This window comes from Ruegeria sp. YTSA226 (assembly GCF_059609905.1).
On sequence record NZ_JBXWMQ010000001.1, the window covers coordinates 368,411 to 391,123 of the forward strand.

The following is a 22,713-nucleotide window of genomic DNA, read 5'->3' on the forward strand; positions in this document are numbered from 1 at the left end:
CATTGGGTTAGACTAGGCCAAGACGCGTACAAGGTTGATTCGGATAACCTCGCGAAACAAGGAACCTTGATAAAAAGGTGGCAGGGGCATGAGCCAGATCGAAGAACTACAACGCCGTATTGTGGCCGCGATGGATCGGATTGGATCCGGCATTGCGACAATGGCGGAAGTTGGCGCAGGCAGCGGTGGAGAAGATAGCACTCTGCGTGTAGCTCTGGATGATGAGAGGGTTGCGAATGCTCAACTTGAAGAGCGTCTCAGATCATTAAAAGAAAGACACGATTCCGAAGTCGATGCCATGCGCCTAGAAATCGAAGGCTTGCGTAATACCCCGTCCGATAATCAGGAAAGTGCAGCGCTGCGCGAGCAACTCGAAGATGCCAGGGCACAGCTTACCTCGGTCGAAGCCGCACGGGCCGAGTTGGCAAGCGCAAAGGCAGCATTGGAAGATCAGGATGTTGTCGAAGAACTGAAAGCCGAAAATGCCCGTCTTCGTTCGGAATTGGCGGATAGTGAACGCGTGGCGGAACTCAGCGCTGAGTTAGAAATGCTGCGCGCCGAACGCAGTAGCCATGGCTCGGCGATGTCGCGTCTGGATGATGATCTGCAGCGCATGCGCAAAGCCAACGAACAACTACGAATGTCGGTCGAAGAGCTGCGCGCAGCTGCAGAAGACGGAATAACCGATGCGGATCTGTTGAATCGTGCCACAGCTGCCGAGCTTGAGGCAACGCGCGCAGCGCAGGCCACCGATGCGGCCGAAGCACATGCCGTGCTGGCCCGGTTGGAACCGTTGCTGTCTCAGGCGAAACTGGCCGAAGGAGAGGTGGAATAATGCCTGAATTGACCATTCAAATCGGGGGGCGCGGCTTTGAGGTTTCGTGCCAGGAAGGCGAAGAGGTTTTCCTGCAAGCTGCTGCTAAATTGCTGGATGATGAAGCGCAGGTATTGTCGGATCAGATCGGTCGGATGCCTGAATCCCGGATGCTTTTGATGGCTGGATTGATGTTGGCAGACAAAGCCGCCGCCACAGGTGACAAAATCAACTCGCTGGAAAATAAGCTGGCGGAGGCCGAATCCGAGCTTCGGAACCTGCGCAGCATGCCACAGACCGAGCCGGAAAGAATTGAAGTTGCCGTGGTTCCACCTTCGGTCACCGACACCTTGGCAGAATTGGCTGCTCGGGCCGAGGCAATGGCGGCATTCATAGAAGAAAAGTCAACGAAATGATAAATATGCGTACTATTGCTATTGCGACTTTCATGTCTGTGTCAGCGCAGGTTTCCTGGGCTGGGATCGATATTCTGCCCGTCACATTTACTTGTGATAACGGCGTGCCTCTTGAGGTTGCCTATTTCAATGCCGAGGATGGATCCAGCGCGGCAGCCATGATGGTCGACAATAAGCTGGTGACTTTGCGCCAAGCTCAGAGCGGCTCTGGTATTCGCTATGAATCCGACGGAACAACTGGCACTTACATCCTGCGCTCCAAAGGCTGGGACGCCACGGTGAGCTTTCTGGCGACAGGTGCAGATGCCGCCAGCGAGCAGGTCTTATTGGGAAATTGCGTCAGTCGCTGATCAGGCGTTTGCTTCCCTGATTTTATCAGCGGCTTCCTTGTTGTAGCCGACACCGTTGTCATCAAACAAGGTGTCCAGCTCACCTGACAGGGTCATCTCGGTGATGATGTCGCATCCGCCTACGAACTCGCCTTTGACATAGAGTTGCGGAACAGTCGGCCAGTCAGAATAGTCCTTGATCCCCTGACGCAAGCCTTCGTCGGCCAGTACATTCACGTCAGCAAATTCTACGCCCATGTAGTTCAGCACGCCTGCCACGCGCGAGGAGAATCCGCATTGCGGCATTTCCTTGGTGCCTTTCATATATAGCACCACATCATTGGCTTTGACGGTCTCGTCGATCTGGGTTTTCACGTCGGTCATGTTACTTTTCCTTGTCATCCGCATCCGGGGCGGTCGTTTCATCCTGTGATGGGGCGGCGACCCATCCTTCCTTTTCCAGCCGTCGGTGTTCGGCCTGCGCCAGGGCCAGCGGATTCAGCCCGTATCTCTCGATGCCGTCAACCTTGCTGATTTTGTCCGGGTTTGGACGCATGTTGACCAGTTTACGCTTTCTGTTTCGCTTCACATAGGCCTCGATCAGCGCGGCGGCAACTATCAAAGCCGCGATTGCTGATATCCAAGCCAGCCATGTACTCATTTTTTTGGAGCCATGGCTTTTGCGTATTGCTGCGGATATCGGGTCACCCTCGCCATAGCCGTGTATCCGCCGCCCGGGCCGCCCGTATGCACGCCATAAGTTATTAGTTGATCTCCTCGGCCGGGTTCGCTTCCGCGAGCTTTCTTATTGGTACCGGGTAAAGAAGTTGATTGAACAACCAATATGCACCCAACCAGCGTCACCAAAGAGCAAATCCCGTAAATCCAGAAAGTCGTGCTCACTCAGGCACTTTCGTCGTCAGCGCCAACGCGTGCAAGTCGCCATCCGGGCCGTCCATCTTACCTTTGAGGGCTGCATAGACTGCTCGTTGCTGTTGCACCCGGTTTTTGCCACGAAAGCTCTCATCCACAACCATGGCCGACATATGTACGCCGTCGCTGCCGCCGACCTGAATGTCCGCATCGGGAAACGCGTCGCGCAGCAGGTTCTCAATCTCGTGGGCGCTCATCGGCATGTAGGTTTCTCCTGAAAGTCTTTCCCAAGATGTAGTGCGCCGGGGCGGGGCGCGCAAGGGTCAGATAAACGCCCCGAAATGACAAAAACCTGCACTTGTCAAAGTGCAGGTTTTCAGAAGCGCAGGCCCCAAAATCAGGCGACGGCTTCGGCGAAGCTGTTGCGGAAAGTGGCAGTCAGTTCATCAAGCAAGGCCTCAGAAGAGCCGATGCGGACGCTGTCGCCCGTGAACCGCCCGACCGATACCAGTGGAACGCCAGCCTGACCTGCGGCAATCATCAGGGCTTCGGCCTGGTCAAAGTTGCAGGCGACCAGATAACGGGCCTGATCCTCGCCAAACAGGAATTCGGTCGAGGCGTCGTCAAGCGTGATGCCGACGCCGGTTGCCTCGGCCAGTTCGAAGGCCGCCAATGCCAGACCACCATCGCCAAGATCGGTGCAGGCTTTGATCATCTCTCGGTTTGCGCGGATGAACTCTCCGTTGCGCTTTTCGGCGTCCAGATCGACATGCGGCGCGTCGCCATCTTCGCGGTTGAACACTTCGGCCAGAAGGGCGGATTGGCCCAGATGCCCCTGCGTTTCGCCGATGACCAGAGCCACGTGGCCGTCGCGGACCTCATTACCTATGATCTCGTCCGTGTGCGCCAGAAGGCCGACCGCTCCGATTGTCGGGGTCGGCAGGATCGCTTGACCGTCGGTTTCGTTGTAAAGCGACACGTTGCCGGACACGATGGGCATATCCAATGCTGCGACGGCCTTACCAATGCCTTGGATGGCACCGACGAACTGGCCCATGATCTCGGGCTTTTCCGGGTTGCCAAAATTCAGGTTGTCAGTGGTCGCCAGCGGCAATGCCCCGACGGCGGTCAGGTTGCGGTAGGCTTCGGCAACAGCTTGCTTGCCGCCTTCAACAGGGTTAGCTCGCACATAGCGCGGGGTCACGTCACTGGTGAAAGCAAGAACCTTGTCGGTGCCGTGTACACGAACCATGCCGGCGCCCAGACCAGGCGTACGCACGGAATCGGCCATAACCATGGTGTCATACTGCTCGTAAACCCATTGCTTGCCCGCATAGTTGGGCGAAGCGAGCAGGGCGCGCAGACCGTCGATTGGGTCGATCTGAGGCACGTCGGCCAGATCTTCTGCTTGCGGTGTAGGCTCCCACGGGCGATCATATTCGGGCGCGGTTGAGGAGAGTTTGGATAGAACCAGATCGGCTTTGACCTCACCATTATGCATGATCAGAAAGCGATCTTCGGCGACGGTTTCACCCACGATAGCGAAATCCAGATCCCATTTATCGAAAACGGCGCGAGCCTCGGCCTCAAGCTCGGGTTTGAGAACCATCAACATGCGTTCTTGGGATTCCGACAGCATCATCTCATAGGCTGTCATGTTCTCTTCGCGCTGGGGGACGTTTTCCAGATCAAGCCGAACGCCCAGACCGCCTTTGTCCCCCATCTCAACTGCGGAACAGGTCAGGCCCGCCGCGCCCATATCTTGGATCGAGATCACTGCGCCGGTTTGCATCAGCTCCAGCGTCGCTTCCATCAGGCGTTTTTCGGTGAACGGGTCGCCAACCTGAACGGTGGGGCGCTTTTCCTCGATCGTGTCGTCAAATTCGGCGCTGGCCATGGTGGCTCCGCCCACGCCGTCGCGTCCGGTCTTGGCTCCAAGATAGACAACCGGCATGCCGACGCCCGATGCGGCTGAGTAGAAAATCTTGTCACTGTCAGCCAGCCCGGCTGCGAAGGCATTCACAAGGCAGTTGCCATTATAGGCCGGGTGAAAGCGCACTTCGCCGCCAACGCAAGGCACGCCGAAACAGTTGCCATAGCCACCGATACCTTCGACCACGCCATTGACCAGCTGACGGGTCTTGTGGTGGCCGGGTTCACCAAAAGACAGCGCGTTCATCGAGGCGATTGGGCGCGCACCCATGGTGAAAACGTCGCGCAGGATACCTCCAACACCTGTGGCCGCACCTTGATAGGGTTCGATGTAAGACGGATGGTTGTGGCTTTCCATCTTGAAGACCACGGCCTGACCATCGCCGATATCGACCACACCTGCATTTTCACCCGGTCCGCAGATCACCTGGGGTCCAGAGGTGGGCAGGGTGCGCAGCCATTTCTTAGAAGATTTGTAGGAACAATGCTCGTTCCACATGGCCGAGAAAATGCCCAACTCGGTAAAGGTTGGCTCGCGCCCGATAATCTCCAGGATCATCTCGTATTCTTCGGGTTTCAACCCGTGCGCGGCAATCAGATCCGGTGTGATGGCGGGCTCTTGCATCGTTTGTCCTGTATCCATGGTGGCCGAGATTGCGGGCCTTGTAGGGCAAGGGCGCGTCTGTGGGAAGGGCCAAGTCAGCGCAGGGTCGAATAACGTAACCGGCATATGCCAATTTCGAGCTTTTCTGCGCTTTGTGTACCCAGAAAAAAAACGGAACCGCGCCAGTGGCCGGTTCCGTCTATAGTATTTCCTGCCAGACGGCCCAAAAGCCGCGTGGCGTCTGTATCTGGTCTTTAAGCTGGGGTTTCTCCCTTGTTGATCGAGTCCGCCGCAGCGGCCCCAACAGCAGCTTTTTGTTGTTCGGTAAGGTTCTCGGCCTCTTCCAGACCAGGAATTGCTACGCGAACTTCGCGGCGGGCAAAGTCGATGCCATTGGCATTGAACTCGGCCTTCACCCGGTTGAAGATTTCCTTGCGAAGCGTGAACTGCTTGCCCGGCTTGGCCATGAACTTGCCGCGGATGATCATGCCAACATCGTCAAAGTCGAAAACACCTTGCGATTTGAAGGGCTGCAAGAAGCCTTCTTTGTGGGTTTCGTCCGCCATCATCTCGGCGCCGATCTTCTTGAAGATCTTCTTGACCTTGTTGGGATCAGTGTCAAACGGCACGGTGAACTTTAGCTTCATGATCACCCAGTCACGGCTGAAATTGGTCAGCTTTTGAATCTCGCCATAGGGGATCGTGTGAACGGGCCCACGGTGATGGCGGAGCTGCATCGAACGGATCGAGATTTTCTCGACGGTGCCCATGGTGCCGCCGACATCGACATATTCACCCACGCGAAACGCATCGTCGATAAGGAAGAAGACACCGCCGACGATATCTGCCACCAGCTTCTGAGCGCCGAAACCGATCGCAAGACCAAGGACACCAGCACCTGCCAGAAGTGGGGTGATGTTGATGCCCAGCGCGCCCAATGCGAGCAGGCCGAAGATGACCGCAATCGTGACTTGCGCCGTGATCCGCAGCAAGGGAAGAACCGTCGCCAGACGTGAACCGCCTGCGCCGCCACCCTCGCCACCGGCCTCTTCATCCAGCTCTTCTGCCGTTGTCTGTTCCTTGGCAAGACGACGGTTGATCCATAGTGAGACGACCTCGTTCAAGATGTATCCGACAGCGATGATCATCAGGAATTCGATTACCGTACCGCCAACGTCGGTTCCGATCCCGGCAGAGGCGACGTGTCGAAGATCAAGCTGCCAGACCCGCGCGATCATAAAGACCACAAACAGGCCGGCCAGCACGCGACCAATCCGGATATAGCTGCGCTTGGCTGATTTATAGGCGCGTTCGGCCAATGGTCCGTCGCCCAACATTGGGGGTTGAAGATGGCGCACTAGGCCACGGATCAGCGTATCAAGCGCTGGTGCGATCAGCAGCCAGAACATCGTCGTGAAATGTGGCCCTTTGCCAAGCAGGGCAAGTGTTCTGGGATCACGCTGTGCGATCAGGAATTCGACCAGGAACCATATCACCACCGAAACGCCGATAGCGAAGTAGGGATAGTAATGAGCGACCTTTTCATCGAATTTGGTGTGGTCCGGATCCGTGCCCAACATCATCTGAGACAACCCTTCGCGCGCGGTCCAAGCGATGATCCCAATGTATATATGGATGCCAGCGTTCAGCCAGAAACCGATACGCGTATCGGCCGGGGTGATACCGTTAAGCAAGTTGAACCGTACGATAAAGAGCGTGAGGCCGATCAATAGAAGAAGGCCAATCAGGTTGCGATGCAGATATTTGGCCCAATGATCGTCTATGTTGACCAACCGGTAATGTGGCTTTTTGGGCGCCAGCACAAAGCGTGAGGCGGCTGCGCCCAGACGCGGAATCCAAATCAGGTAGAAAACGAATGGGGCGGCATAGGTAAGCTGTTCTGTCGTCAGCAAGCCCCGTCCAATCGCCCGGATAACAACATAGAACACAACAAGTCCTGCGATTTCCCGGCAGAATCGGCGGAACAAGTAACGTACCGCGCTCCAAAGATCGGCATCAGAATTCCCATCGGGCTCTTCGTGCCATTTGCGGGTGAGAAACCCAAACAATTTCTCAGCAGCGTATCCGGCCACCAGAACTGCTAGGATCAACCCAAACAGGCCAAACACCCCGGTAGATCCGAATTTCGCTGAGAAATTGCTGAACGCTTCAACCTGGGCGCTGACGATATTTGGCAATGTGGTCAAAACCTGCGTCCAAGAGGTAACCATCTCGGCCCAGATTTCACTGATTTCGGTAAGCGGATCTTCATGGTTTTCGTTTGCTGCCGCCTGCTTTTCTGCAACCGCGTCGAGCCGTTCCAACAAAATGGCGCGAACCTGATCGTCGGACATACGTGCCACCAAGCCATCAACCTGATCGGGCGTCAGGTCCTCTGGAATTGTGACCGTAGACGACGCGGTCCCACTGTCTTGTGCGTGTACTGGTACCGCAAGAAGAATGGCGGAAATCAACGCCAGTAATAGGCGGAGTGGATGGTGCATGAATTTTCCCTCGAACACGAATTTTTGATCTTTTACGGGATCATAGGCGCGGAGGTGGAAATTTCCCAGCAGTTTTCGGCTGTTCGGTGTCACCGATTAAGCCAGGACCAAAAAAAAGGCCGAGCACTAAGCTCGGCCGTAGTCCAACAGGGAGGTATGAAGATGATGAGCGTTACAGCATCACCGCCTTCGAGTGCTCATTTAGGCATCAGTTTGATAACGATCAAGGCGTTTCAGTGTGATAGTCCGTCATGTCCGCTATGACGTTGACGCATAGCTATAGTTTCCCCATTTTCTTCAGGTGTTTACGCTGCGCGATGATCTCGTCCTGCACAAAATCGCGGAAGGCTGCCACGCGTTTGGAATGGCGTAGTTCTTCGGGGTAGGCGAGATAAACAGGAACGTCAGCCGTTTCGATGTCTGAAAGTACCGGCAGCAGATGCGGGAAATCATGCGTGACATAATCGGGCAGCAAGCCAATTCCCAGATTGTGCAGTACGCCCTGTAAGACACCGAAATAGTTGTTCACTGTCAGCAACGACGCCGGGTTATAGGTCATCAGATGCCGTACCATTGCCGCACTGGCCCCTACTTGGGGGGCTGAGGGGGTCTGACAGATAAGTCGATGGCTCGAGATTTCTTCGAGGGAGGCAGGTTGACCGCTTTCCTTTAGATATTCCGGGGTAGCATAAAGCAGCATCTGTACTGTCATCAGGCGCTTGCGCACCAGATCAGCCTGGCTAGGCTCTTTCATACGGATGGCGACATCGGCCTCGCGCATTGGCAGGTCAAGAACGCGTTCCTCAAGCATGAGGTCGATATTTAGGTCCGGGTATTGTTCATACAGCTTTGGCAACCTCGGAGCGAGCCATAGGGTCCCAAAGCCAAATGTGGTTGTGACCCGCAGCACACCAAAGACTTCTTCTTCGCTGTCTCGTATGCGCGCCGCTGCCGCGTCCAGTCGCTTGGACATTGCCGAGGTGGCGTCGAACAGCAGCTCACCCTGTTCGGTCAGAATCAGACCGCGGGCGTGACGATGGAACAACGTCGAATCAAGTGACTCTTCCAATGCCCGAATTTGTCTGCTGACTGCCGATTGAGATAGGTTCAGCTTATCGCCTGCATGTGTCAGGCTGCCCGCATCTGCAACCGCGTGAAATATCCTAAGCTTGTCCCAATCCATCGCCGCAACTTTCGTTATCCTGCCGAACGCCTATATGAAATAGGTGACAACTTCCACATTCAAACGGCGAAATCCTTGCGTTTCAGAGGATAAGCTCTAGGCAGGTCAGTTATTATGACCTAATATGGAAGCAGATGAAGCACACTGATCTGACGAGGGGAGGCGTTTGATGAGTAAGCCACAAATTTCTTTGAACGACCGTTTCGACTTAAGCAAAAACACGGTTCTATTGAACGGCACTCAGGCGCTTGTGCGCCTTATGCTGATGCAAAAGGCGCGCGACACGAAATCGGGTCTGAACACTGCGGGATTGGTGACGGGATACCGCGGATCGCCTCTTGGAGCGGTCGACCAGCAGATGATGCGCGCGCAGAAACAGCTGACAGAAAGCGATGTCACTTTTCAATACGGTCTGAACGAGGATCTTGCGGCAACCGCGCTTTGGGGCAGTCAGCAGGCCGGGTTAAGGGGTGACGGCAAGTTCGATGGCGTCTTTGGTCTGTGGTACGGAAAAGGACCTGGTGTAGATCGGTCAGGCGACGTGATGCGCCATGCCAATATGGCAGGGACGGCGGCACATGGTGGCGTTCTGATGGCCATGGGGGATGATCACACGGGCGAAAGCTCGACCGTTCTGCATCAGTCCGAGTGGTCGCTGGTTGATATGTACATGCCAGTGGTCAGCCCGGCCGGAGTACAGGAGATACTCGACTACGGCGTTTACGGATTCGCGCTCAGTCGGTTCGCCGGTGTCTGGGTCGGCCTCAAGACCATGAAGGACACGATCGAGGTGACCTCGGTCGTTGATGGCAACCCTGATCGCATGAAAGTCTTGGTGCCCGAGTTTGATATGCCCGAAGGAGGGCTGAACATCCGGCTTGGCGATACGCCTCATCTGCAGGAAGAGCGCATTATTGATTACAAGCGTTTTGCGGCTGAAACGTTTTCACGGGCCAACCGGATGGACAAACGTGTCTGGGGCAAACCCGGCGCAAAGATAGGTCTGGTGGCCGCTGGCAAGAACTGGCTGGACCTTACCCACGCGCTTTCCTTGTTGAATATTGATGAGGCCGAGGCCGAGCGCCTTGGCATCACGACCTATAAGGTCGGACAGACGTTCCCTCTGGATATGTCCGGATTTCATGACTGGGCAGAAGGTTTGGACCTGATTGTAATCGTTGAGGAAAAACGTAAACTGATCGAGGTTCAGGTCAAAGAAGCGATCTTTGACGACCGCCGTGGTCGACGAGTCTATGGCTGGTACAAGGGCGGTGCTGGGACGCTGCACCGGGAAGAGCTGTTTCCCACCCGCGGTGCCCTTGATCCGAACATGATCGCTGAAAAACTGGGCGGTATTCTGATTGAAGAAGGCCGCGATACCGACGGGGTCCGCGCAGGTTTGACCAAGCTGACCGAAGCGCGCCGGGCGGACAATGCCGAGGAAATAGCCTCGCGCCTTCCGTATTTCTGTTCTGGATGCCCGCATAACAGTTCGACCAAGGTACCAGACGGAAGCCGGGCCTATGCGGGCATCGGATGCCATTACATGGTTCAGTGGATGGATCGAAGCACATTTGGCTTTACTCAGATGGGTGGCGAAGGGGCAAACTGGATCGGGGAAGAGCCGTTCTCGACCACCAATCATGTGTTCCAGAACCTCGGAGACGGCACCTATAACCATTCCGGTGTTCAGGCGATCCGGGCAGCTTTGTCGGCGGGTACGAACATCACCTTCAAGATTCTGTTCAACGATGCAGTCGCAATGACGGGCGGGCAGGGCAATGAGGGTGATCTGACCGCCGAAAGGATCGCGGCCGAGGTCAAGGCTATGGGCGTCACACATGTCGCGCTGGTCTATGACGAAAAAGAAGATGTAAACTTCAAAGCCTTACCCGCAGGGGTAGAGAGCTTTGAGCGTGCCGAACTGATGACTGTGCAAGAGAAATTCCGCACCTATGAGGGCGTCTCGGTCATCGTCTATGTCCAGACCTGTGCCGCTGAGAAACGCCGTCGCCGTAAACGCGGAACCTTTCCCGACCCGGACAAAAGGGTCTTTATCAATACGGATGTCTGTGAGGGCTGCGGTGACTGCGGCATCCAATCGAACTGTGTTTCGATTGTTCCCAAGGAAACCGAACTTGGCCGGAAGCGCGCGATTGACCAATCGAGCTGTAACAAGGATTTTTCGTGTCTGAGTGGGTTCTGCCCCTCCTTTGTAACGCTGGAAGGCGCGAAGATTCGCAAAGAAGCGACGACCGAACTTGATCTGCCCGATCTTCCGATGCCCGAGCTGCCTGAAATCATGGGCACACATAATGTTGTCATTACCGGCATCGGTGGGACCGGAGTTGTCACGCTCGGGGCGATCCTGGCACAGGCGGCCCAGATTGACGGCAAAGGCGCCGGAATGATGGAGATGGCAGGCTTGGCTCAGAAAGGCGGTGCGGTTCATATTCATTGCCGTATAGCCAACCGGCCAGATGATATCAGTGCAATACGTGTGGCAACGGGTGAAGCCGACACATTGATCGGTGGTGATTTGGTTGTTTCCGCCGGGGCCAAAACACTTGGCCTGACACGCTTGGGTCAGACCGGAGCGGTGGTCAACAGCCACGAAACCGTTACCGGTGATTTCACGCGCGACACTAAGTTTAGGATTCCTGGTGAGAGGCTGGAACTGGCGCTGCAAGCACGATTGAAAGAAGACGTTTCCCTGTTTGATGCCACTGAGCTTGCGCGCGCAGTGATGGGAGACTCAATCTATTCGAACATGATGGTTTTTGGGGCCGCATGGCAGCGCGGGCTGATACCCGTCAGCCTCGATGCGGTGATTGCAGCCATTGATCTGAACGGAACGGCGGTAGAACGCAACAAAAGAGCCTTTGAGATCGGTCGTTGGGCGGTTTTACACCCGGAAAAAGTCGATGAGATTCTACGGCCAAGTGTTTCCGACCTCCCGAAATCACCAGAGCAGGTCATCGCGTTCCGCGCCGATCATCTGACCCAGTATCAAAGCGCTCGTTTGGCGAAACGCTACCGCAAAATCGTTGACTCGTTTGAGGATGCAGAAATTCGTGATGCTGTCGCAAAAGGGTATCATAAGCTGTTGTCTTACAAGGACGAATACGAAGTGGCCCGGTTGTTACTGTCCAGTCGGGAGAAAGCCGCCGCCGAATTTGATGGCGAATTCAAAATGACTTTCCACCTTGCCCCACCGCTGCTTGGTGGCAAAGGACCAGATGGCCGACCCCGCAAACGGAGTTTCGGCGAATGGATGCTGAAGCCGCTGAAATTCATGTCTCGGCTAAAAGCTCTTCGAGGTACTCCGCTGGATATCTTTGGCTATAGTGTCGAACGTCGAATGGAGCGCGCGCTGATCAAGCAATATGAGCGTGATCTCAGAGAGATCACTCCGCTGATTTCCATCCAAACAAAGGATGCCGTAATTGCGCTCGCTAAGTTGCCCTTGGATATCAAAGGTTTTGGACCCGTCCTTAAGGCGAATGAGGCGAGCGCCGCCAAACGCAGAGAGGAATTGTTGACCACGATACGGAACGGAGGACCTGAATTACAGGCCGCCGCCGAGTAATTCGTCACAACCGTGTCACGACAGCTAGGCAAAATTGTTACTTGCATCTAAAATGCAGGTACAAAACCGGAGACTTCCATGCCCTCGCGACGCCATGTTGCACGTGACATTTCTTATGCCTATTCCGCTGAAACCAAAAGCGGACGGATGGTCATCAAGCTTATGGAGAACACCACAGGCCGCCTGCGCCTTATCAGGCGTGCTGATGGGTACGAAAAAGACGTGGCCAACGGGCGAGATTTCTGGTCGGTCATGGTTGAGAGATACGGTTTGTCTCTGGATGTGGTTGGCGGGTCATTGTCTAATATTCCCCGTGATGGCCCTCTGATTCTGATTGCCAATCACCCATATGGAATTCTGGATGGGTTGATGATGGGGCACATGTTGTCCAGTACGCGTGGGGATTTTCGCATTCTGGCCAACCATGTGTTTCGTAAGGCAGAGGATCTGAATCGGGTCGTTCTGCCGATTTCATTCGACGATACAAAAGCTGCGATGAAGCAGAACCTCGAGACCCGCAAGAAAGCTTTGAACTATCTGGGCGAGGGCGGCGCGATTGGCATATTTCCCGGCGGTACCGTCAGCACAGGGGCAAAGCCTTTCTCGTACCCGATGGACCCGGGCTGGCGTGGCTTCACAGCGCGGATGGTTGCCAAATCAGACGCGACAGTTGTGCCGGTCTTTTTTGACGGTCATACCTCACGCCTGTTTCAGATCGCCAGCCATCTGCACAATACATTGCGCATGGGATTGCTAATCAAGGAATTCAAAAAACGCGTTGATACCCCGGTCCAGGTGGTGATCGGAGAGCCCATCGGCCGCGACGTTCTGGACCCGTTGGCCAAGGATACGCGCAAGATGATGGATTTCTTGCGCAAAGCAACGTATGAGCTGTCTCCAAAGCCACTAAAGTCTTATGACAATGGCTATGAATTTGAGGAACGGCATCGCGCCTAAAGGGGCAAATGGCAGTAGGCATTTTTGATTCTGGTTTGGGCGGTCTGACCGTTCTGAACGCCGCGCAGAAACGTCTTCCCGACGTTGATTTCCTGTATTACGCGGACAGCGCACATGCGCCTTACGGGGTGCGTGATGTAGAGAATATCTATGAGCTGACCCGGGGTGCGGTGAACGACCTCTGGAACCGGGGATGTGATCTGGTGATTCTGGCCTGCAATACGGCCAGCGCTGCTGCTTTGCGGCGGATGCAGGAAGAGGGCGTGCCTCAAGGCAAGCGCGTCTTGGGCGTTTTTGTTCCATTGATCGAAGCGCTGACTGAGCGGCAATGGGGTGACAACAGCCCGCCGCGTGAAGTCGCGGTCAAACACGTCGCTTTGTTTGCGACCCCGGCCACCGTATCGAGTCGCGCGTTTCAACGCGAGTTGGCCTTTCGTGCGATTGGCGTAGATGTTGAGGCGCAGGCCTGCGGTGGGGTCGTTGATGCCATCGAGGAAGGCGACATGATCCTGGCCGAAGCGCTGGTTCGAAGCCATGTGGACGCCCTGAAACGCAAGATGCCAGAGCCTCAGGCCGCAATTCTGGGCTGTACGCACTATCCCTTGATGGCTGAGGCGTTTCAGAAGGCCTTAGGACCCGACGTTGAGGTGTTCAGCCAGGGTGATCTGGTTGCCGAAAGTCTGGCAGACTATTTGCAGCGGCACCCGAACATGCAGGGTGCGGCGAAGGGCGGTTATCTGACCACTGGTAAGCCAGGCGTTGTCAGTGATCGCGCCACCCAGTTCCTCCGACGACAAATTACTTTCGAGGCTGTCTGACTTTGGTCAAAGACGCGGCCTGAAAGAACCCGTAATCCCATGACCGTCACAGTGACGGGCATGAACAGTGGCATACAGTTTCAAGAGGTCCAAGATGACCCACAAAATCGCAATTCTGGGCGCTTCGGGTTATACCGGCGCTGAACTGGTTCGGTTGATCGCCGAGCATCCGAATATGGAAATCGCTGCACTTTCTGCCGAGCGGAAAGCCGGACAGCCGATGGCGCAGGTATTTCCACATTTGCGGCACCTGGAATTACCGGTTCTTTGCAAGATTTCGGAAATCGACTTTTCAGGGATCGACCTGTGCTTTTGCGCGCTGCCACATAAAACCAGCCAGGAAGTTATCCGCGATCTGCCGAAGGACCTTAAAATCATCGACCTGTCCGCCGATTTCCGGCTACGCGACCCTGAGGAATATGAAAAATGGTATGGCAACCCTCATGCGGCTTTGGAGCAGCAGGAGGAGGCCGTTTACGGCCTGACCGAGTTTTATCGCAATCAAATTCGCACGGCCCGCTTGGTTGCCGGAACAGGCTGCAACGCCGCCACCGGACAATATGTTTTGCGCCCCTTGATTTCGGCTGGTGTCATTGATCTGGATGACATCATTCTGGACCTCAAATGCGCGGTGTCTGGTGCCGGGCGGTCGCTGAAAGAAAACCTGCTGCATGCCGAACTTAGCGAAGGGTATAACGCATATGCTGTTGGCGGTACGCATCGGCATTTGGGGGAATTCGATCAAGAATTTTCTGCCCTTGCAGGGCGCCCGGTCCATGTTCAGTTCACTCCGCATCTGGTTCCGGCAAACCGGGGTATCCTAGCGACTACATATGTCAAAGGTGACCCCACGAGCGTTTATGAAGCGCTTGTGAAAACCTATGAAAGCGAACCATTTATCCAGATGCTGCCATTTGGCGAAACACCCTCGACCCACCATGTGCGCGGCTCAAATTTCTGCCATATCGGCGTGGCCAGCGACCGGATCGAGAGGCGCGCCATTGTGATCGGAGCACTGGATAACCTGACAAAAGGTAGCAGTGGCCAAGCCTTGCAGAACGCTAACCTGATGTTAGGTGAAGCTGAAACTGCGGGTCTGATGATGGCCCCACTTTTCCCATGAGGAACAAATGAAAACGCTCAAGAAACGTCGTCGCGTTCAGATCATCCTTCTGTCAATCGTTGCTTTGGCAGTGTCTACGGCGTTGATCGGATACGCTATGCAGGACGGCATCAATTTCTTCCGCTCACCCAGTGAAGTAATGGCAGAGCCACCAAAACCGACTGAAATATTCCGGATCGGTGGTCTTGTCGAAGAGGGTTCGATCGTGCGGGGGCAAGGGGAAACCGTGCGTTTCGTGGTGACGGACGGTGGCGAAAGTGTGCCGGTCACGTTTACTGGGGTTTTGCCTGATTTGTTCTCGGAAAACCAGGGTATGATTGGTACCGGAAGCTACGTAAACGGAGTCTTTGAAGCCTCAGAAATTCTTGCGAAACACGATGAGACCTATATGCCAAAAGAGGTTGTGGACGCGTTGAAAGAACAAGGTATTTACAAGGAGGCCGGCGAGAGCTGAGCCATAGGCTTTGAGATCGGAATTCGGGCGTTGCGTGGATCGACATGCAGCGCCCTTTCTATTTTAGCTGTATTAACAGAATTGTCCGAGCGTCTGTCTGTCCCAAGTTGGAGAACAGTACATGCAGACGGTTCGGCAGATCGCGGAACAGATAGTTACGCGTGAAGGTGGTTTTGTCGATGACCCCGACGATCCGGGTGGAGCGACAAAATTCGGCGTAACAGTCCATACCATGCGCAGATTGCAACTGGACCTGACGCAGGACGGGATGGTTGATGTATCCGATGTAAGGCGGCTGAGCCGGTCGCAGGCCGTTGAAATCTTTATCCGCCACTATTTCTCAAAACCGCGATTACACCTACTGCCTAACATTCTGCAGCCATCTGTTTTCGACATGTACGTGAATTCAGGCGTTCAAGCTGTTAAAATTATGCAATATTTGCTGCGTGAAATGGGGTATCATGTCGTCGTAGATGGCGTTGTGGGCCCGCAGACGGCGCAGGCTTGCAGTGCTGCGTCTGAACCGGACCCTGTCGCGCTGCGGGATGCTTATGGCGTTGCCAGGAGAAACTATTATTTCCGGATAGCGGAACGGCGTCCAACCTCTCGCAAATATGCTCGGTCCCGGTCTGGGGCAAAAGGTGGCTGGATACGACGCGCCGAGGAATTCCTGTCACCGACCTATCATCTTAGCGACGCAGAGTTTCAAAGGAGGGTTTCTGAATGGGGCTGATCTCGGGAATATTTGCGTTCTTGTTTGGCGAGGGTCGGAATGTCGTGCGTGAAACAACCGAAGTCTTTCGTGAAAATGCTGAGCAGGGCGCTAAACGCGACCTGACGCGACAACAGGGAGTACTGGAACAGTATAGGGCAGAGTTCGAGCGGGTTCAAAAAAGTGCATTTGACCGTTTTATGGATGGGCTCAACCGGCTGCCGCGCCCCGCCATGGCCTTGGGAACATTGGGGCTGTTTATCGCCGCTATGGTCGATCCGCTTTGGTTTGCCGCTCGGATGCAGGGGATTGCGTTGGTACCTGAGCCCTTGTGGTGGTTGTTGGGCGTGGTCGTCTCGTTCTATTTCGGCGCAAGACACCAGACCAAAGTGCAGGATCTGCAGCGTGAAATTTCGGCAACGATGACACGTACTCCGAAAGTTATGGAAAACATCGAAACACTGGCAGAGATGCGGGAACGTTTGATTGGGGTCGCTGATACTGGGACAGATGCAGGCTTGGCCGATGAGGTCCTAAAACCCGATTTCAACCCTGCGCTCGAGGATTGGCGGCGGGGTCGGTCCGCCTGACCCGCGACACTATGTGCGTCCGGCAGAGGCGAAAGTGATTGGTGATTGTCCCTCAACAGGAATATATGCGGGACCATGATTACAGAACTTGGTCACTTCGCGCTGATACTCGCCTTTCTCGTCGCCATCGTTCAGACGGTCATTCCGCTGATAGGGGCGGCGAAACGGTGGACTGGCTGGATGTCCTTTGCAGAAACCGCCGCTATTGCACAGTTTCTGTTAGTCGCCTTCTCTTTCGCGGCGTTGGTCTGGGCCTTTACCACCTCTGATTTCTCATTGCGGATAGTGGTTGAAAACAGCCATTCCGCCAAACCGATGCTGTATAAAATCAGCGGCACGTGGGGCAACCACGAAGGGTCAATGTTACTGTGGGTCCTGATCGTCGCAGTTTTCGGGGCCATGGCCGCTTTTTTTGGCGCAGGGTTACCTCCGACGCTCAAAGCGCGCGTGCTGGCGGTTCAGGCGGCCGTAGGGGTGGCGTTTTACGCTTTTATCCTGCTCACCTCGAACCCATTTGACCGTCTGATTATCGCCCCGTTCGATGGGCGCGATCTCAACCCATTATTGCAAGATCCAGGTTTGGCATTCCACCCGCCGTTTCTGTATCTGGGCTATGTCGGCCTGAGCATGGCATTCAGCTTTGCAGTGGCCGCGCTGATCGAAGGGCGCGTGGATGCCTCTTGGGGGAGGTGGGTGCGTCCCTGGACGCTGGCCGCATGGATTTTTCTGACTATTGGGATCGCGCTTGGATCCTGGTGGGCCTATTACGAGCTGGGCTGGGGCGGGTTCTGGTTCTGGGATCCGGTCGAAAACGCTTCTTTCATGCCGTGGCTATTGGCGGCAGCCCTGTTACATTCTGCTATCGTGGTCGAAAAGCGTGAAGCGCTGAAGAGCTGGACCATCCTTCTGGCGATTATCGCCTTTGGCTTTTCGCTGATCGGGACGTTCATTGTGCGATCGGGGCTTTTGACTTCGGTACATGCCTTTGCCAATGATCCTGAACGCGGCGTGTTTATCCTGATCATTCTTGTGGTCTTCATTGGCGGTGCGTTGACACTCTATGCGGCACGCGCGCAAGCGATGGAGGCCAAGGGCGTGTTTGGTATGGTCAGCCGCGAAAGCGCCCTGGTGCTGAACAACATTCTATTGGCGGTCAGCTGTTTCGTTGTGTTCTTCGGAACCTTGTGGCCGATGGTGGCCGAGATGGCATTTGATCGCAAACTCTCGGTCGGCGCGCCGTTCTTTAATGCGGCGTTCACACCGTTCATGGTTGCGCTGGGGATTGTATTACCGCTTGGTGCAATGCTTCCGTGGAAACGTGGAAAGCTTGGCAAGGCGGCGCATTCGTTGCGGTTCGCATTCCTTCTGGCGGTTGCGCTTGGCTTGCTCGTTTGGGTCATGCAGACCGGTCGCAGCGCATTGGGACCCGTGGGGCTGTTTCTGGGGGCCTGGATCACATTTGGCGCTATTGTGGACCTTTGGAGCCGTACTGGAAGAAAAAACAACCTGCAGCGTCTGTTCAGACTGCCCGGTGCCGATTGGGGCAAGGCTGCAGCCCATACCGGACTGGGGGTTACGATCTTTGCCATCGCCGGGCTGACCGCATGGGAGGTCGAGGATATCCGCGTTGCGCAGACGGGGCAGCCTTTCGAGGTTGGCCAGTTCACTCTGACACTTGAACAGGTTCGGAATGTCGAGGGGCCCAACTATTTCTCAACCACAGCCGATGTTAAGGTCGAACAGGCCGGTCGAACAATCGCAACACTGCATCCGGAAAAACGCGACTACCCAGTTTCAAGGATGCCAACGACTGAAGCTGCGATTGACTATCGGTTTCTCAGGGATCTTTACGTCGTCATTGGAGATCAGCAGGCAAATGGTGGCTGGGTCGTGCGGACTTATATCAAGCCTTTAGCGAATTGGATTTGGGGCGGGTGCCTACTGATGGCGCTCGGTGGCGTTCTTAGCCTGTGCGACAGGCGTTTTCGCGTTGCGGCAGGCGCGCGCAAGACGCCGACGCAGGGGGTTCCGGCGGAATGAAACGGTTTCTACTGATACTGCTTTTATTGGCAACGCCAAGCATGGCTGTCCAACCTGACGAGGTGCTTGATGATCCGATCCTGGAACAGAGGGCGCGGGATCTGAGTTCCGGCTTGCGCTGTCTGGTTTGCCGCAACGAAAGCATAGACGAAAGCAATGCAGGATTGGCCCGTGACTTGCGCCTGTTATTGCGCGAACGCCTGGTGGCCGGCGATACAGATGGACAGGCGATTGACTTTATCGTTGATCGCTACGGCGAATATGTTTTGCTAAGGCCAACAACGTCAGGATCGAACATCCTTTTGTGGCTGGCCGGTCCGATCATGCTTTTGATCGCTGTGGCGACTGGTTTCAGCTTTTTACGCAAAAGATCGGCGGAACAGGACCGAAGGGAAGGTGACGGCCTCCTTAGCGACGCCGAGAAAGAACGATTACGCGAAATCCTCAAAGATTGACCTTCGGTTCACCTTTTCCTTCATTGGAAATTGAGGCAGGGTCGCAGGCGCAGCGAACCTTGGAGGGGTGGATGGAATACGAAGCGATCCTGTTGGACATTGCGGATGATCTGGCAGTGGTAACTCTGAACCGCCCAGAGAAGTTGAACGCAATGACCGCTCAGTTGCGGGCCGAAGTCACGCACGCGATGAAACACGCTGCCACCCATGCCCGCGCGATTGTTTTGACCGGTAAGGGAAACGCTTTTTGCTCGGGTCAGGATTTAGGTGATGCCTCAAGCACCGGGAAGATTGATCTTGAGCGCACGCTGCGCGACGAATACGAGCCCATGCTTGAAGCAATCTATAATTGCCCGGTTCCAACAATCGCCGCAGTAAATGGCGCTGCTGCGGGGGCGGGGGCCAATCTGGCGCTATGTGCGGATATCGTGATCGCGACGGAGAGTGCTTATTTCCTGCAGGCTTTTGCCCGTATCGGCCTGTTGCCCGACGCTGGAGGCACCTGGTTTATGCCGCGCCAGATGGGGTTCGCCAAAGCCATGGGCGCTGCTCTTTTTGCCGATAAGATCAGTGCTCGACAGGCCGACGACTGGGGCCTGATCTGGGAAGCCGTTCCCGACGCGGAGTTCGAAGCGCATTGGCGCAAGCGGGCCATGTATCTGGCCAAAGGTCCAACCTCAGGGTTTGGCGCCATCAAAAAGGCTATTCGCGGCACCTATGAAAACACTCTGCCGCAACAGCTCGAGGCAGAGGCGCATCTGCAAGGTGAATGTGGCCGCAGCCGAGACTTTTCCGAAGGCGTCGTTGCCTTCATGCAAAAACGCCCCCCGAAATTCGAAGGGCGTTGAGGTTGTCAGGCGCGGCGGCGTTTACGCACGCGCCGTTCCGGAAGGGCGGACTCGCCAGTCCCGTCAGTTGCGGATGAGAACGGGCCCAGCGCGTCCGTGATCTGATCAAGGGTTGGGCGTATACCGGACGGGGCACCGTCAAGCGCAGCTCTCATGTGCCGCAGATGCTCGGGCATTGTGCCGCAACATCCGCCGATAATGCTTGCGCCGGCCTCTCGCGCCATGGTCGCATAATGGCCCATCAGTTCCGGCGTGCCGTCATAATGAATATGTCCATCCACATATTTCGGAATACCGGCATTGCCTTTTGATATCAGCGGCCGTTCCGTACCTTGTGCGACAAATCCAAGGACAGTGCGCAGAATATCAGACGCGCCAGTCCCGCAATTTGCGCCAAAGGCAACCGGCGGGTTAGGGAGCGTTTCAACCAACTGAGCAAAGTCGGCGGATGTGACACCCATCATGGTGCGGCCAGCCGTGTCAAAGCTCATCGTGCCACACCAAGGCATATCGACCAGCGCAAAGGCTTCTGCCGCGGCCCTGAACTCTTCTGGGGCGCTGATGGTTTCGACCCAAAGAACATCGACACCGCCGTCCTTCAATGCCTGCGCCTGTTCGTGGAACATTTCCACGGCATCGGCATGGGACAGGGCGCCAACAGGCTGCATGATCTCGCCGGTTGGTCCGACCGATCCCGCGACGATAACCGGACGGTTGGCTTTGTCAGCAACCTCACGGCCAAGTTCTGCGCCTGCGCGGTTCAGTTCAGCGACCCGGTTCTGAGCCTCGTGCAGTTTGAGACGCGCAGATGTCCCGCCGAATGTGTTGGTCAAGAAAAGGTCGCTGCCTGCGTCCACCGAACCCTGATACAGCGCGCGGATTTTATCCGGTGCATCGACGTTCCAAAGCTCGGGCGCGTCGCCCGACTGCAGGCCCATGTTGAATAGGTTTGTACCTGTTGCTCCATCCGCCAAAAGAGTCGTGTTGGAGTCCAGAAGTTTGCTGAGCGCATTTGTCATAAGAATATTCCGAAACTGGCGAGCCGCGCTAAAAATGTGAGACGCCCCGTGTCTCATGACCGGGGCGTCAAATCAAATTCATAAATCTCATGAAGATCATGAATATTGCGGGGAGACCTTAGTTGGTTTCGTTGAGAACCTGTGCTTTGGCCTCGACCAGAAACTCGGCCATTTTTGCGCGGATATCGTCATCCGAAGACAGATCCCCGAGATCGCCGGAAACTTTGCGCACGACATCCTCGTGCCCGGTTTCTTCCAGGTCTGAAATCACAACGGATTTTGCGTATTCATCGGCTTCATTACCGGTTTTGCCCAGTTTTTCGGCCGCCCAAAGGCCAAGCAGTTTGTTGCAACGCGCCTGTGCTTTGAACTGCATTTCTTCATCATGGGCGAATTTTGCTTCGAATGCATTTTCGCGCTCGTCAAACGTAGTCATCAGTTGGACCCCTTGGGTTGGTAGTTCTTTCCTTAATGATATGACGATACGACGATCCGGGTGCAAGGTATTTGCGCTGCGTCAAAGCCTCTCGGTCCTCGGAACTTGCGGGAAGGTGGGGGTTGGACTAAGAGAGCGCCAAGGCGAAGGAACTTTTTCCCTCGCGACAGTCTGGAAAGGTCGCTCATGGCGCGTCGCAAGAAAATTTACGAAGGTAAGGCCAAGATTTTGTATGAAGGCCCTGAACCGGGTACAATCGTGCAGTATTTCAAGGATGACGCCACCGCCTTCAACGCTGAAAAGAAGGACGTGATCGACGGGAAAGGTGTGCTGAACAACCGCCTGAGCGAATACTTCATGAACGGGTTGAATCAAATCGGTGTGCCGACCCATTTCATCCGTCGCCTGAACATGCGCGAACAGTTGGTCCGCAACTGCGAAATCGTACCGCTTGAAGTTATTGTTCGCAATTTCGCGGCTGGCACGATGTCCAAACGCCTTGGCATTGCCGAGGGGACACAGCTGCCGCGCCCGATAGTGGAATACTGCTACAAGGACGACGCGTTGGGTGATCCTCTTGTCACCGAAGAACATATCGCCGCCTTTGGCTGGGCCAGCCAGCAGGACATGGAAGACATTCTTAGCCTCGCATTGCGGGTGAATGATTTCATGAGCGGTGTGATGCTGGCGGTTGGCATTCGTCTGGTCGATTTCAAAATTGAAATCGGTCGCGTCTATGAAGGTGACTTCCAGCGCCTGATCATAGCGGATGAAATCAGCCCAGACAGCTGCCGTCTTTGGGATATCGAAACCGGCCAGAAGCTAGACAAGGACGTATTCCGCCGCGACCTGGGCAGCCTGACCGACGCCTACTCGGAAGTTGCGCGTCGCCTAGGCGTTCTGCCGAAAAGCAATGTGTCCAAACCGACCCTGATCAACTGATCGAAAGCCGAAGAACAACGCAAAAACGCCGCCGATATTGGGCGGCGTTTTTATTTGAGATCGGGTATTTGACAG

The 22,713-nt window shown here is 55.3% G+C and carries 22 protein-coding genes; 14 read left to right on the plus strand and 8 right to left on the minus strand.

The annotated features are described in order from the left end of the window. Positions 1–88: 88 nt before the first annotated feature. The 3 genes from AC2FFF_RS01835 to AC2FFF_RS01845 are packed head-to-tail and all read left to right on the plus strand — an operon-like array spanning position 89 to position 1,580. Complete coding sequence (locus tag AC2FFF_RS01835) at positions 89–835, plus strand: coiled-coil domain-containing protein (RefSeq protein WP_281972153.1); 747 nt, start codon at positions 89–91, stop codon at positions 833–835. Then, positions 835–1,230, plus strand: coding sequence for a cell division protein ZapA (locus tag AC2FFF_RS01840; RefSeq protein ID WP_281972152.1), 396 nt, complete (start codon positions 835–837; stop codon positions 1,228–1,230). Before AC2FFF_RS01835 ends, AC2FFF_RS01840 begins: the two co-directional genes overlap by 1 nt. Before the next feature lie 32 nt (positions 1,231–1,262). Further along, a complete protein-coding gene (locus AC2FFF_RS01845) occupies positions 1,263–1,580 on the plus strand; it encodes an MliC family protein (protein ID WP_271946931.1) in 318 nt (105 codons plus the stop codon). Here the strand turns inward: AC2FFF_RS01845 and grxD are convergent, their stop codons facing one another. From grxD to AC2FFF_RS01875, 6 genes are all read right to left on the minus strand, one after another. After that, complete coding sequence (grxD, locus tag AC2FFF_RS01850; RefSeq protein WP_281972151.1) at positions 1,581–1,943, minus strand: Grx4 family monothiol glutaredoxin; 363 nt, start codon at positions 1,941–1,943, stop codon at positions 1,581–1,583. A 1-nt stretch (position 1,944) separates the two neighbouring features. After that, positions 1,945–2,220, minus strand: a complete 276-nt coding sequence (locus AC2FFF_RS01855) for a hypothetical protein (protein WP_281972150.1) — start codon at positions 2,218–2,220, stop codon at positions 1,945–1,947. A gap of 238 nt (positions 2,221–2,458) precedes the next feature. Next, positions 2,459–2,695 (minus strand): BolA/IbaG family iron-sulfur metabolism protein, encoded by a 237-nt coding sequence (locus AC2FFF_RS01860; RefSeq protein ID WP_142634001.1) that lies wholly within the window; start codon positions 2,693–2,695, stop codon positions 2,459–2,461. A 134-nt stretch (positions 2,696–2,829) separates the two neighbouring features. Continuing rightward, positions 2,830–4,989 (minus strand): phosphoribosylformylglycinamidine synthase subunit PurL, encoded by a 2,160-nt coding sequence (gene purL, locus AC2FFF_RS01865; RefSeq protein ID WP_142635129.1) that lies wholly within the window; start codon positions 4,987–4,989, stop codon positions 2,830–2,832. A 233-nt stretch (positions 4,990–5,222) separates the two neighbouring features. After that, positions 5,223–7,472: a mechanosensitive ion channel family protein gene (locus tag AC2FFF_RS01870; protein ID WP_271946936.1), complete on the minus strand. Its 2,250-nt coding sequence runs from the start codon at positions 7,470–7,472 to the stop codon at positions 5,223–5,225. Positions 7,473–7,749: 277 nt separating this feature from the next. Continuing rightward, positions 7,750–8,655: a LysR family transcriptional regulator gene (locus tag AC2FFF_RS01875; protein WP_142633997.1), complete on the minus strand. Its 906-nt coding sequence runs from the start codon at positions 8,653–8,655 to the stop codon at positions 7,750–7,752. Positions 8,656–8,824: 169 nt separating this feature from the next. On the opposite strand from AC2FFF_RS01875, the gene AC2FFF_RS01880 reads away from it, so the two are divergent. From AC2FFF_RS01880 to AC2FFF_RS01925, 10 genes are all read left to right on the plus strand, one after another. Further along, positions 8,825–12,244: an indolepyruvate ferredoxin oxidoreductase family protein gene (locus tag AC2FFF_RS01880; protein WP_271946938.1), complete on the plus strand. Its 3,420-nt coding sequence runs from the start codon at positions 8,825–8,827 to the stop codon at positions 12,242–12,244. Between the two features lie 78 nt (positions 12,245–12,322). Next, positions 12,323–13,201: a lysophospholipid acyltransferase family protein gene (locus tag AC2FFF_RS01885; protein WP_496882817.1), complete on the plus strand. Its 879-nt coding sequence runs from the start codon at positions 12,323–12,325 to the stop codon at positions 13,199–13,201. Between the two features lie 8 nt (positions 13,202–13,209). After that, positions 13,210–14,019 (plus strand): glutamate racemase, encoded by an 810-nt coding sequence (murI, locus tag AC2FFF_RS01890; protein ID WP_271946944.1) that lies wholly within the window; start codon positions 13,210–13,212, stop codon positions 14,017–14,019. Positions 14,020–14,113: 94 nt separating this feature from the next. Beyond that, positions 14,114–15,142 (plus strand): N-acetyl-gamma-glutamyl-phosphate reductase, encoded by a 1,029-nt coding sequence (gene argC / locus AC2FFF_RS01895; protein WP_281972149.1) that lies wholly within the window; start codon positions 14,114–14,116, stop codon positions 15,140–15,142. A 7-nt stretch (positions 15,143–15,149) separates the two neighbouring features. Continuing rightward, entirely contained in the window at positions 15,150–15,596 is a 447-nt protein-coding gene (gene ccmE / locus AC2FFF_RS01900) for a cytochrome c maturation protein CcmE (RefSeq protein ID WP_281972148.1), read from the plus strand. Between the two features lie 121 nt (positions 15,597–15,717). Continuing rightward, complete coding sequence (locus AC2FFF_RS01905; RefSeq protein ID WP_281972147.1) at positions 15,718–16,329, plus strand: holin-associated N-acetylmuramidase; 612 nt, start codon at positions 15,718–15,720, stop codon at positions 16,327–16,329. Further along, positions 16,320–16,898 carry a holin family protein gene (locus AC2FFF_RS01910; RefSeq protein WP_281972146.1) on the plus strand — a complete coding sequence of 193 codons (579 nt, stop codon included), beginning with the start codon at positions 16,320–16,322 and terminating at the stop codon, positions 16,896–16,898. Before AC2FFF_RS01905 ends, AC2FFF_RS01910 begins: the two co-directional genes overlap by 10 nt. Positions 16,899–16,973: 75 nt before the next feature. Further along, entirely contained in the window at positions 16,974–18,938 is a 1,965-nt protein-coding gene (locus tag AC2FFF_RS01915; RefSeq protein ID WP_142633981.1) for a heme lyase CcmF/NrfE family subunit, read from the plus strand. Next, positions 18,935–19,393 carry a cytochrome c-type biogenesis protein gene (locus tag AC2FFF_RS01920; RefSeq protein WP_142633979.1) on the plus strand — a complete coding sequence of 153 codons (459 nt, stop codon included), beginning with the start codon at positions 18,935–18,937 and terminating at the stop codon, positions 19,391–19,393. The genes AC2FFF_RS01915 and AC2FFF_RS01920 overlap by 4 nt, the downstream gene beginning before the upstream one ends. 71 nt (positions 19,394–19,464) lie before the next feature. Continuing rightward, positions 19,465–20,241 carry an enoyl-CoA hydratase-related protein gene (locus AC2FFF_RS01925; protein WP_142633977.1) on the plus strand — a complete coding sequence of 259 codons (777 nt, stop codon included), beginning with the start codon at positions 19,465–19,467 and terminating at the stop codon, positions 20,239–20,241. 5 nt (positions 20,242–20,246) lie between these two features. Here the strand turns inward: AC2FFF_RS01925 and bmt are convergent, their stop codons facing one another. Next, a complete protein-coding gene (bmt, locus tag AC2FFF_RS01930; RefSeq protein WP_271946964.1) occupies positions 20,247–21,260 on the minus strand; it encodes a betaine--homocysteine S-methyltransferase in 1,014 nt (337 codons plus the stop codon). Between the two features lie 118 nt (positions 21,261–21,378). Then, positions 21,379–21,696 (minus strand): DUF1476 domain-containing protein, encoded by a 318-nt coding sequence (locus AC2FFF_RS01935; RefSeq protein ID WP_142633973.1) that lies wholly within the window; start codon positions 21,694–21,696, stop codon positions 21,379–21,381. A 186-nt stretch (positions 21,697–21,882) separates the two neighbouring features. Between AC2FFF_RS01935 and purC the strand changes: the two genes are divergently transcribed. Beyond that, positions 21,883–22,638: a phosphoribosylaminoimidazolesuccinocarboxamide synthase gene (gene purC, locus AC2FFF_RS01940; protein WP_271946969.1), complete on the plus strand. Its 756-nt coding sequence runs from the start codon at positions 21,883–21,885 to the stop codon at positions 22,636–22,638. The last annotated feature ends 75 nt before the right edge of the window (positions 22,639–22,713 follow it).